Below are 10,287 nucleotides of genomic sequence, written 5' to 3'. Positions count from 1 at the left end.
CAGCACATCGGCCCCCAGCAACCGGTCCTTCACCGCTTTTCCCTCGCGAGCCATCGAGAGCATCAAGGGCGCGCCGGCATGCCATAACCAATGTTCGTCGGCATCCACGCTGTGCCAGTGGGAATGTTGATGAACCTCCAGCAGGAAATAGATCGCCGTTCCGCCCGCCCTTTGCTCAGGGACAGCAGGCGCACGCCACGTTTCCCGATACCACCCGCCTTCGGGGTGGGGCGACAGATCCAAAGCTTCTATCAGCCGCTTCGCGACCGATTCATCGCGTCCGTTCACCCCTTCACCTCAAATTTTTTTGTAGCGGAAACAAAGACATGCCTTGTTGTCGCAGGTTCATGCAACCTCGATCAATATGTGGGGGTTGAACGATCAAATCACGCTTTTTGGAGGAGATAAAATGCGTAAGACCCTCATGGCACTGGCCGCCGTCTCGTTGGCCATTCCGGTTTCCATGGCTATCCCCACGGACGGAGCGAGCGCGCGCCGTCATCACGAATATCGCGAATGGCGCGGCCGGGACGGCCGCATGTATTGCCGCAAGTCCAACGGCACGACCGGGCTGATCGTCGGCGGCGTCGGCGGCGCGCTGGTGGGACGCGCAATCGACACTCGGGGCGACCGTGCGACCGGCACCATCCTCGGCGCTGCAGGCGGCGCTCTGCTTGGCAAGGAAATCGACAGCAAGCGGCGCTGCCGCTGACTTCGGCGGCACGGACGCGGCGCGCCTGACCGGCCAGACGCAAAAAAGGGCGGCTTCCCAATGGGGAAGCCGCCCTTTTTGATCAGCCCGGAGCTGAAGTTATTCGGAAGCGGCGCCGCGGGCGTCCTCAACCTTGAAGGCAACAGTCTGACCGCCCGACACGCCCGAAACCCGGCCATTCTTGATCGACAGGTTGAACGCAACCGCGTCCGGGTAACGGCGACCGGAGATCACCTTTCCCGTCTTGGTGTCCTTCACGTCATAAACGTAGGTATAACCTTCATGCGTGAACTTCTGCTTGGCGGCTTCTTCAGCGTGAACCGGAGCAGTAGCGGCACCCATGGCAACCAGGGTGGGGATGAAAAACTTCGACAGCATTCGCATAGGGATACTCCTTGTGAATGCCGATCAAACACCTCTGTAATCTTCTTTTCTGTTGGAGCCGATTTATGGTGCCCCGCAGCGGAAGGACAATCGCAAAAACAGACGACCCAGTTGCATTTCCCGCAACCGCGCCGGGATCACCCTTCAAGCCTTTGACAAGGCAACGATATGGTTGAACTCCGCTTCGGTCAGCGGCGACACGGAAAGGCGCGACTGGCGAATCATCACCATGTCCGCCAACGCCGGATCAGCCTTCATGGTCTTGAGCGTCACGGGCCTTTGCAATTTTTCCTTAGGCCCGACATGAACGGCGATCCACTTGCCCGTGTCATCGGTGCTGTCGGGCGCAGCTTCCTCGACGATCTCCATGATGCCGACCGCTTCGACCCCGATATTGCTGTGGTAGAAGATCGACAGGTCGCCCTTCTTCATCGCCTTCATATTGTTCTGGGCAGCGTGGTTGCGCACGCCGTCCCATTCCGCCTTCCCTTTCTTGACCAGATCGTCATAGGAAAAGACATCGGGTTCGGATTTCATCAGCCAGTAGTTCATGGCTTCTCCTTGCATCAGCCGCAAACGGCGATCAAGGATGCGCCATGCAACTCTGGCGGACCGTGATGCCGCACCGGGCCCATCCAATTGATTTTCGGAGAATGGAACGTGTCGCAATCGGTGCTGGAACAGGTGCCCCTCCTGTCCATGGCAGGCATGAGCAAGGCGGACTTTTCGACTGCTTTCGGAGGTTCCTTCCAGCGTTTCGGTTTCGCCATGGTGAAAGATCATGGCATGGATCAGGCGCTGATCGACAAAGGCTGGGCGTTGGCCCGCCAGTTTTTCGCGCTGCCGGAGGATGTGAAGCGCCGATACGACGCCAGATATAATGGGGGACAGCGCGGTTACACGGCCTTCGGCGTGGAAATAGCCAAGGGAGCAAGCGAGAATGACCTCAAGGAATTCTGGCATGTCGGCCGCGACCTGCCCGAAGGCGATCCGCTCGCCGACAGCATGCCGCCCAATGTCTGGCCCGACGAATTGCCCGAATTCCGAGCCACTTTTGCCATGCTCTACCGCGAATTCGACCGGGTCGGCGCTGAACTGCTCTCAGCCATCGCGCTGTATCTGGGCCTGCCGGAACGCTGGTTCGACGGGCCGATCGAAAACGGCAATTCGATCCTGCGGCTGCTCCATTATCCGCCGGTGTCGCCGGAGGCGCCGGGTATCCGCGCCGGCGCACATGAAGACATCAACCTCATCACCCTGCTGCTGGGCGCGGAGGAAGGCGGCCTGCAACTCCGGGACCGCAACGGCAACTGGCTGCCGGTGGTCCCACCGCAGGGCGCGCTTGCCATCAATGTCGGCGACATGCTCCAGCGGCTCACCAACTACCGCCTGCCCTCTACCAGCCACCGCGTCGTGAACCCGCCGCCGGAACGACGCGGCTTTTCGCGCTATTCCATGCCCTTCTTCCTGCATTTGCGGCCGGACTTCCTGATCGACGCTCTGCCGCAATGCGTGGATGCGGAACATCCCCGCCGCGATCCGCCGATTACGGCGCATGACTATCTGACCGAACGCCTGCGCGAGATCGGCCTGATCAAATAGAACGGCCGGGCGGAGCCGACGCGCTTCGTCCTGAGCGCCTATTTCCGTCCGCGTCCCATGGTGATGCCGATTTCCTCGCCCTTTTCGCTCAGGGCGAGTTTCACGATCTTCACCTCGACATGGGTGACCTTGTCATCCTGAAGGAAGATCGTCTCGATGATATGGTCGGCCACCGCTTCGATCAGCGTGAAATGCTGGCCTTCGGGCAGCGCGGTGGTCGCGGCATGCTTTAGGTCCATATAATTTTTGGACCGCGACAAAGGGGTTTCGGGGTGATAATGATCGGCAATCTTCAGCTTCGCGCGGATCGAGATGCGCAGCGGTTGGGGCAGGTGCGTCTCTTCGGAATAGATGCCGGTCAGGACATCCACATCCAGATTATTCACCTCCAACGTCAGAAAATCGTCAAATTCGCTGTTCATAGCTCGCCACATTCGGTCCTTTCCGTCGGCAAGCATGGCCTGCTGCGGGCGGGGTCCAGTTTAGACTTTTATTTTGCGAAGCAGGCGCTAAAGCCCGCCGCTCTTGGCGCGTCCATGCGCCATTGAGGACGGATCGGCAAGACGTGTCTGTAATAGTGCCCCTCAACATCATGGCGCAGGACGCGATCGAGTTGCTGCTGGATGCGGCTTTCGGCCCCGATCGGCACGGCCGCACCGCCTATCTGATTCGCGACGGCATGCCCTGGCTGCCGCAACTTTCCTTCGGGATCGAGGATGAAGAGGGCAAACTCGTCGGCTCGTTGCAAAGCTGGCCGGTCGCGCTCACCCATCAAGATGGCAGCCAGACGCCGCTCGTCATGGTCGGCCCCGTGGCCGTCGCCCCGGCGCTGCAAGGCACCGGCCACGGCCGGGCGATGATGGATGCCGTCGTCACTGCCGCCCGCGCCCAGCGCAGCGACCCGCTGATGATGATCGGCGATCCGGAATATTATGGCCGTTTCTGGGGCTTTTCGGCGGAAGGCACCGGCGATTGGGATTGCCCGGGACCGTTCGAGCCACGCCGCCTGCTCGCCCTGTCGGTGGATGGCCGCCCGGTGGGCGGCAAGGGAATGCTTACCCCCCGGCTTACCGTTCAGGCCTGAAATTCCCTTTTGCGTTCGCGTTCGCTCGCTCCTATCTCGGCCCCATGCCGATGGAGCCGCCACCTGATCTTGCCACCCTGTCCCTGACCGACATTGCGCGTCTGTTGGAGGAAAAGCGCCTGCCTCCGGTCGAAAAATGGAATCCGGACCATTGCGGCGACAGCGAAATGCGCATTGCCCGCGACGGCAGTTGGTCTCATCAGGGCTCCCCCATTGGCCGCGAAGCCATGGTCCGGTTGTTCTCCACCATCCTGCGGCGGGAGGCGGACGGCAGCTACGTGCTCGTCACACCGGTCGAAAAGCTTTCGATCGAAGTGGAAGACGCCCCCTTCGTCGCCGTCGAACTCAAGACTGAAGGCGAAGGCCGGAAGCGCACTCTCGCCTTCCGCCTCAACACCGGGGATCTGGTCGCAGCAGGGCCGGACAATGCCCTTGTCCTGCGCGCAAAGGAGGAGGGCCCCCATCCCTATGTTCATGTTCGCGGCGGGCTGGACGCACTCATCGGCCGAAGCGTCTATTATGAACTCATGAACCTTGCGCTGGACGAAAATGCAGAGCCGATCGGCCTCTGGAGCAACGGCGCCTTCTTCCCGCTGGACGGATCGGCATGACCCTCGCGGAGCGGCTGCGCGCTGCCTTGAAGCAGGGCCATGAACGCGAGGTCGGGTTGATCCTGTCGGACACCCGCGATCCGCGCATCGACGACGATCTGGTTTTGGCGCCCGCCGCGGTGCTGGTGGCGATCACTGACCGTCCCGACCCCGGCCTCATTCTGACCCAACGTTCCGCAAAATTGCGCAAGCACCCCGGACAGGTGGCGTTTCCGGGCGGACGGGTCGATGAAGGCGATGCCGATGAAGTGGCCGGCGCCCTGCGTGAAGCACAGGAAGAAATCGGCCTTGCTCCGCATCTGGTGGACATTATCGGAACATCGGACCGCTATCACACCTTTACGGGATTCGACATCGTGCCGGTGCTGGGGGTCATTCCTCCCGACCTTCCACTCTTGCCCCAGGAAAGCGAGGTAGAGTCCTGGTTCGAACTGCCTCTGTCCTTCGCTCTCAGCCCCGCAAACAGAATGAAGAAATCCATAGAATTTCAGGGCGTTGAAAGACATTATTACGAAATATTTTGGGAAGGCCGCCGTATCTGGGGCGTTACCGCAGCCATCCTTGCCAATCTTTCGCGGAGGCTGGGCCATGACCAGTTTGCCTGACGCCGATTGGCGGCATCGCCCCGGCCTCGATGCTTTGCTGACCGCACTCGGCGCCGACAGGGGCGAAGCCCGGTTCGTCGGCGGCGCGGTGCGCGACGGGTTGTTGAACCTGCCGGTCAACGATCTCGACATCGCGACCGTCCTCGACCCGCGCAGCGTCATCGATCGCCTGAAATCCGCTGGCATCAAGGCCGTTCCGACCGGCATCGACCATGGCACCATCACCGCTGTCATCCATGGCTGGCCGGTCGAGATCACCACCTTGCGCCGCGACGTCAGCACGGATGGCCGCCGCGCCACCATCGCCTATACTACCGACTGGCGCGAAGATGCCGCCCGACGCGATTTCACCATCAACGCTCTCTATGCCGACCCGATCACCCTTGAGATCACGGATTTCTTCGGTGGCGTGGATGATCTGAAAGCCCGCCATGTCCGCTTTATCGGCGATGCCGCAGCCAGGATCGCGGAAGATCATCTGCGCATCCTGCGCTATTTCCGTTTTCTCGCACGCTTCGGCCATGACGAACCGGACGCGCAGGCCTATGCCGCCTGCCGCACCGCCGCCAACAGCCTGATGGCGCTGTCCCGCGAGCGGATCGCGGACGAACTGCTGAAATTGCTGGCCGTTTCCGCGCCTCTCGCATCCCTGCGGCTCATGATCGACGGCCGCATATTGGTTCCGGTAGTCCCGGAAATCGACGAGAATGGCCTTGATCGCCTGTCTGCGCTGATCGACCGTGAAGCCGCCTCCGCCACCCCACCCTCAGCCCTCCGCCGCCTCGCAGCCCTGCTCCCCCCAGATCCGCGCACCGCCGATCTGGTCGGCGCCCGGCTGAAGCTCTCCAACAAGGCCCGCAAGCGACTGATAGTCGCGCTGGAAGGAGGGGCTGCGGACATCCCGCCCCGCGCATTAGCGTTCCGCATCGGTGTTGAAGGCGCCGTAGACCGGCTGTTGCTAGACCCCAGCGTCGCACTGGAAGGCGTTGCCGAGCTTGAGAACTGGACCCCGCCCCGGCTTCCGCTGGGTGGCGGCGCCTTGATAGCCCGCGGCCTGCAACCCGGCCCCGACGTTGCCAGGGCGCTGCAACAGGTGCAGGATATCTGGGTAGCCGAGGGCTTTCCCGATGAAGCCCGTCTGGCCGAGATCGCCGATCAGACGGTTTCGAAATTCCAGCGCGCTCGCCAGTAATCGAAGGCTTCCGCTTCCGCCATCGGGCGCGCGAAATAATAGCCCTGCCCCTGCCAGCACCCCAGATTTTGCAGTGCGTGGGCCAGTTCCTGCGTCTCTATTCCTTCCGCCGTTACACGAAGCCCCAGCGATTCTGCGAGGGACAGGATGGTCTTGACCATCACTTCCTTGTCACGGTCATCCAGCATATTGGTCACGAAACTGCGGTCGATCTTCAATATGTCGATGGGCAGGCTGTGCAGGCTGGCAAGGTTCGAATAGCCGGTACCAAAATCGTCCATCGCGATCGGCATGCGCAGGTCCTTGAGAGCGAATAGCAGCTTCCGTGCCTTTTCCGGATCGGCGACGATGGCGCTTTCCGTAAGTTCCGCCGTCATCCGATTCCCTGAAATGCCCGAATAGCGCAGCGCCTCCTCGAACATCGACGCAACATCGTCCCGCGCCATCTGGATGGGCGACAGATTGACATTGACGCCGACCGGCAATGCCTGCCCGAATTTTGCGTCCCAGCGGCTGAGCGCCTGCGCCGCTTCATAGGCGGCCCAGCGGCCGAGCGGCGTGATCAGCCCACTTTCCTCGGCCACAGCGATAAATTCGCCGGGCGACACATGACCCAATTCAACGTCATTCCAGCGGGCAAGCGCCTCAAAGCCCGTTATTTCGCCGGTCTGCAAATGGATGAGCGGCTGGAAGGCCAGCGTCAGCCCGCCCTGCGCCAGCGCATCCCGCAAGCGGCTTTCAACGGAAAAGCGCCGCTGCGCCTCCTTCAACACGCCGTTGCGGTAGATTTCCACCTTGCCGCTGCGCTTGGCGATCTTCACCGCCGCCTGCGCCTTGCGCACCATGTCGTCCGGGTCTTCCGACAGGCTGGTGGAAATGGCGCAGCCGATCGCGCAATCGACCCGAATTTGCAGATCGCTCAGCCGGATCGGATAGCTGAGCGCGTCCCTAATCCGCTGTACGATGTGAAGAGCGTCAGACAGGCCATTGTTCAGTCGCGCAAAAATGGCAAAGTCGTTGCCGCCGATGCGAGCCAGCACATCCCCTTGCCGCAAGCTCGATTTCAACCGCTTGGCCACCGTGATGAGCAGTTCGTCACCCGCCATGGGACCCAGCGATTCGTTGACGCGGCTGAAGCGGCTGAGATCGATCGCGATAATGGCGAACTGGCTATTTTCCGGCCCCGGCATATTGGCCAGCCGGTCATCGATCTCTTCCCCGAAACCCGTCCGATTGGGCAGGGCCGTCAGCCCATCCGACAACAGTTCGCGCCGCAGATTCTTGACAATCGACCGATCGCTGGTCCGGTCAAGCGCCGTAAACAGGAACAGATTGGGAAGCCCTTCCAGTTTAGGCAGCTTACCCACCGTGCAGTAAAAATATTCCGGGCCCAGTATGCCTTCGCGCCGCAGTTCGAAACTGTCCGCGTCACACTCGGACTGCATGCATTGCACGATGCGATCCCGCCATTCCATGGCATGGGGCCGCTCCGGTCCCGGCGCGGCAGGAGTGAAATATTTGCGGAAGCTGGCATTGAGAGCAACGATAGACAACACATTGTTATCAAATGAAAATGTTGAGGCAGGATGCGGCAGGGCAGCCAACCAGTCGCTCATCGAGACATGATGCACGGGATGCGCGTCGTCAGCCCCGGGCAGGAGCTCGATCTTCGGCATGTCATTGGGCCGATCGCGCATCGACGTGGATTCCATGAGTCACCGATTAGGCTCAATCGGTAAATTTTCGGGAAACGACATTCCCCGTTTATGTCAGGAATAGCGAAAAAATCAGCCGATCAGAAACGGTTATCGCGGGGGAAGCCAGTCGGGGGCATGCGGCCCGCCGCCCCCCGGGCCACGCGCCATGGCGTCATGTCAGCTTCCGTACGCGTCCGTCCCGTTTCCCCGCCCATGGTCCAGCTAAGCCCGTCAGACAGGCGGAAAGCAATGGCGTCAGACAGCCCGCCGTCACGATAACGCTGCATCTGCACGCCCTGCCCACGCGCCATGCGCGGCATTTCGATCAACGAAAAGACAAGCAGCTTCCGGTTCTCGCCTATCACCGCGACACTGTCCGCCTCCGGCATGATCGGATGCACGACGGTCAGGGTCGCGCCCGTCCGCACATTGACCACCTGCTTGCCCTTGCGGGTTTCAGCAATCACATCCGTCACGGCCGCAACGAATCCCCGCCCGTCGGAAGAGGCCAGCAACAATTCGCCCCCCGTCCGCGCTGGCAGCAGCGCCACGATATTGCCGGTGCCGTCCATATCGACCAGCGACCGAACCGGATCGCCGAAGCCGCGCCCGCCCGGCAGCTTGTCGGCGCCCAGCGTAAAGATGCGCCCCGTCTCCGTCGCCAGCAGCAGCTTGTCCGTCGTCTGTGCATGGAAGGCGATCATCGGACCATCCCCTTCCTTGAACTTCAGCGTATCGGCGGATGCCAGGTCGCGATGCCCGCTCATCGCCCTGATCCATCCGCGTTCGGACAGGATGACCGTGATCGGCTCCTTCTCGATCATCGCCTCAAGCGGAATTTCCCGCGCAGGCGCCGCTTCCTCGACCAAGGTGCGCCGCCTGCCGAAATCGCTGTCCGGCGAATAGCGTTTGCGCAGGTCGGCAAGGTCCTTCTTCAGCCGCGTCCGCTGCCGCGCCGGGCTTTCCACCAGCTTGGTCAGCTCGTCGCGTTCCTTCAGCAATTCCGAATGTTCGCGCCGAAGCTCCATCTCCTCCAGCTTGCGCAAGGACCGCAGTCGCATGTTCAGGATGGCCTCAGCCTGCCGGTCGGTGAGCTGGAACTCGGCCATCATCACCTCCTTGGGTTCATCCTCGGTCCGGATGATCTCGATCACCCGGTCGAGGTTCAGATAGGCGATGATATAGCCATCAAGCAGCTCCAACCGGACCGCGATCTTCTCCAGCCTATGCTGGGCGCGCCGGACCAGCACGTCGATCTGGTGCTTCAGCCATTCGACCAGCACCGGCTTCAGGCCCAGCACACGCGGCGTGCGCGTGGCATCCAGCACGTTCAGGTTCAGCGGAAAACGGTTTTCCAGATCGGTCAGCCGGAACAGGCTGTCCATCAGCACATCCGGATCGACGGTGCGCGCGCGCGGCTCGATGACGATGCGGATCAGTTCGTCGCTCTCATCCCGCACATCGGCCAGGATCGGCAGCTTCTTGTCGTTGATCAGCGCCGCGATCTGCTCGATCAGCTTGGATTTCTGGACCTGGAAGGGAATTTCCGTGACGATGGCGACCCAGGTGCCGCGCCCGCCATCCTCCTTGTGCCAGCGCGCCCGCGTGCGGAAGGAGCCCCGTCCGGTCGCATAGGCCTCCGAAATGACGGACGCGCTGTCAACCAGAACGCCGCCGGTCGGAAAATCCGGCCCGCGCACGATCTGCATCAGGTCGGCATGATCCGTCTCAGGATTGTCGATCAACAGGCTGGCTGCATCGATCAGCTCGGAAACATTATGCGGCGGTATACTGGTCGCCATGCCGACCGCGATGCCGCTCGCGCCGTTTGCCAGCAGATTGGGGAACAGGCCGGGAAAAACCTCCGGCTCCTCATCCTCGCCATTATAGGTGGGCCGGAAATCGACGGTGCCCTCGTCCAGCCCGGCCATCAGGTCGGCCGCCGCCTGCGTCAGACGCGCTTCGGTATAGCGCATCGCCGCCGCATTATCGCCGTCGATATTGCCGAAATTGCCCTGCCCGTCGACCAGCGGCGTCCTGAGCGAGAAATTCTGCGCCAGACGCACCATGGCGTCATAGACGGACGTATCGCCATGCGGGTGATATTTGCCGATGACGTCGCCAACGACACGGGCGCATTTCTTGTAGGAAGTGGTGTTGCGCGCCGGATTGGCGACCAGCACGTCTGGCGAAGCGCCGCCCGGCTCCATCCGCAGCAACCGCATCGCCCAGAGCAGCCGCCGGTGCACCGGCTTCAGCCCATCGCGCAGGTCCGGCAGCGACCGTGCCGTGATGGTGGAAAGGGCATAGACGAGATAGCGCTGGGACAGCGCATCGTCGAACGGGTGATCCTTGATAGCGTCGAACGGGTCGCGAAAATCGGTCATCGGGACGGGCATA

Annotated in this window: 12 protein-coding genes; 6 read left to right on the top strand and 6 right to left on the bottom strand. The window is 61.7% G+C overall.

What is annotated here, in order from left to right; genetic code table 11:
• The coding region (locus ACFC3J_RS13605) for a cupin domain-containing protein (RefSeq protein ID WP_375196699.1) at positions 1-288 on the bottom strand (288 nt) is incomplete at its 3' end.
• Between the two features lie 121 nt (positions 289-409).
• On the opposite strand from ACFC3J_RS13605, the gene ACFC3J_RS13600 reads away from it, so the two are divergent.
• Positions 410-712 carry a glycine zipper 2TM domain-containing protein gene (locus ACFC3J_RS13600; RefSeq protein ID WP_375196698.1) on the top strand — a complete coding sequence of 101 codons (303 nt, stop codon included), beginning with the start codon at positions 410-412 and terminating at the stop codon, positions 710-712.
• Positions 713-811: 99 nt separating this feature from the next.
• On the opposite strand, the gene ACFC3J_RS13595 is transcribed toward ACFC3J_RS13600, so the two are convergent.
• Both ACFC3J_RS13595 and ACFC3J_RS13590 read right to left on the bottom strand, forming a co-directional pair.
• A complete protein-coding gene (locus ACFC3J_RS13595; RefSeq protein ID WP_375196697.1) occupies positions 812-1,096 on the bottom strand; it encodes a hypothetical protein in 285 nt (94 codons plus the stop codon).
• Between the two features lie 144 nt (positions 1,097-1,240).
• The gene (locus ACFC3J_RS13590) at positions 1,241-1,648 is read right to left on the bottom strand and encodes an EVE domain-containing protein (RefSeq protein ID WP_375196696.1); all 408 of its coding nucleotides are present in this window, start codon (positions 1,646-1,648) and stop codon (positions 1,241-1,243) included.
• A gap of 108 nt (positions 1,649-1,756) precedes the next feature.
• On the opposite strand from ACFC3J_RS13590, the gene ACFC3J_RS13585 reads away from it, so the two are divergent.
• Complete coding sequence (locus ACFC3J_RS13585; protein WP_375196695.1) at positions 1,757-2,698, top strand: isopenicillin N synthase family dioxygenase; 942 nt, start codon at positions 1,757-1,759, stop codon at positions 2,696-2,698.
• Positions 2,699-2,736: 38 nt separating this feature from the next.
• On the opposite strand, the gene ACFC3J_RS13580 is transcribed toward ACFC3J_RS13585, so the two are convergent.
• The gene (locus ACFC3J_RS13580) at positions 2,737-3,120 is read right to left on the bottom strand and encodes a dihydroneopterin aldolase (protein WP_375196694.1); all 384 of its coding nucleotides are present in this window, start codon (positions 3,118-3,120) and stop codon (positions 2,737-2,739) included.
• Positions 3,121-3,263: 143 nt separating this feature from the next.
• Between ACFC3J_RS13580 and ACFC3J_RS13575 the strand changes: the two genes are divergently transcribed.
• From ACFC3J_RS13575 to ACFC3J_RS13560, 4 genes are read left to right on the top strand one after another with little or no spacing between them, the layout of a single operon-like run.
• Positions 3,264-3,782, top strand: a complete 519-nt coding sequence (locus tag ACFC3J_RS13575; protein ID WP_375196693.1) for a GNAT family N-acetyltransferase — start codon at positions 3,264-3,266, stop codon at positions 3,780-3,782.
• A 44-nt stretch (positions 3,783-3,826) separates the two neighbouring features.
• Positions 3,827-4,393, top strand: a complete 567-nt coding sequence (locus tag ACFC3J_RS13570; RefSeq protein WP_375196692.1) for a DUF1285 domain-containing protein — start codon at positions 3,827-3,829, stop codon at positions 4,391-4,393.
• On the top strand, positions 4,390-4,998 hold the full coding sequence (locus ACFC3J_RS13565) for a CoA pyrophosphatase (protein WP_375196691.1): 609 nt from the start codon (positions 4,390-4,392) through the stop codon (positions 4,996-4,998). The genes ACFC3J_RS13570 and ACFC3J_RS13565 overlap by 4 nt, the downstream gene beginning before the upstream one ends.
• Entirely contained in the window at positions 4,982-6,190 is a 1,209-nt protein-coding gene (locus tag ACFC3J_RS13560) for a CCA tRNA nucleotidyltransferase (protein ID WP_375196690.1), read from the top strand. Before ACFC3J_RS13565 ends, ACFC3J_RS13560 begins: the two co-directional genes overlap by 17 nt.
• Here ACFC3J_RS13560 and ACFC3J_RS13555 read toward each other — a convergent pair.
• Together ACFC3J_RS13555 and parC are read right to left on the bottom strand one after the other, a co-directional pair.
• Positions 6,154-7,902 carry a putative bifunctional diguanylate cyclase/phosphodiesterase gene (locus ACFC3J_RS13555; RefSeq protein ID WP_375196689.1) on the bottom strand — a complete coding sequence of 583 codons (1,749 nt, stop codon included), beginning with the start codon at positions 7,900-7,902 and terminating at the stop codon, positions 6,154-6,156. The two genes, ACFC3J_RS13560 and ACFC3J_RS13555, sit on opposite strands and share 37 nt — an antisense overlap.
• An 83-nt stretch (positions 7,903-7,985) precedes the next feature.
• The gene (gene parC / locus ACFC3J_RS13550; protein WP_375196688.1) at positions 7,986-10,274 is read right to left on the bottom strand and encodes a DNA topoisomerase IV subunit A; all 2,289 of its coding nucleotides are present in this window, start codon (positions 10,272-10,274) and stop codon (positions 7,986-7,988) included.
• Positions 10,275-10,287: the final 13 nt, after the last annotated feature.

This window comes from Sphingobium sp. (assembly GCF_041987595.1).
Taxonomy (GTDB): domain Bacteria; phylum Pseudomonadota; class Alphaproteobacteria; order Sphingomonadales; family Sphingomonadaceae; genus Sphingobium.
Note: the sequence above shows the minus strand (reverse complement) of the source record. Positions and strands in the feature narration are given on the sequence as shown.

Bases quoted from the DNA above. Each gene is read 5' to 3' on its own strand.
- ACFC3J_RS13600 (WP_375196698.1), top strand. From the start codon at position 410: ATGCGTAAGACCCTCATGGCACTGGCCGCCGTCTCGTTGGCCATTCCG.
- ACFC3J_RS13595 (WP_375196697.1), bottom strand. From the start codon at position 1,096: ATGCGAATGCTGTCGAAGTTTTTCATCCCCACCCTGGTTGCCATGGGT.
- ACFC3J_RS13590 (WP_375196696.1), bottom strand. From the start codon at position 1,648: ATGAACTACTGGCTGATGAAATCCGAACCCGATGTCTTTTCCTATGAC.
- ACFC3J_RS13580 (WP_375196694.1), bottom strand. From the start codon at position 3,120: ATGAACAGCGAATTTGACGATTTTCTGACGTTGGAGGTGAATAATCTG.
- ACFC3J_RS13570 (WP_375196692.1), top strand. From the start codon at position 3,827: ATGCCGATGGAGCCGCCACCTGATCTTGCCACCCTGTCCCTGACCGAC.
- ACFC3J_RS13565 (WP_375196691.1), top strand. From the start codon at position 4,390: ATGACCCTCGCGGAGCGGCTGCGCGCTGCCTTGAAGCAGGGCCATGAA.
- ACFC3J_RS13560 (WP_375196690.1), top strand. From the start codon at position 4,982: ATGACCAGTTTGCCTGACGCCGATTGGCGGCATCGCCCCGGCCTCGAT.
- ACFC3J_RS13555 (WP_375196689.1), bottom strand. From the start codon at position 7,902: ATGGAATCCACGTCGATGCGCGATCGGCCCAATGACATGCCGAAGATC.
- parC (WP_375196688.1), bottom strand. From the start codon at position 10,274: ATGACCGATTTTCGCGACCCGTTCGACGCTATCAAGGATCACCCGTTC.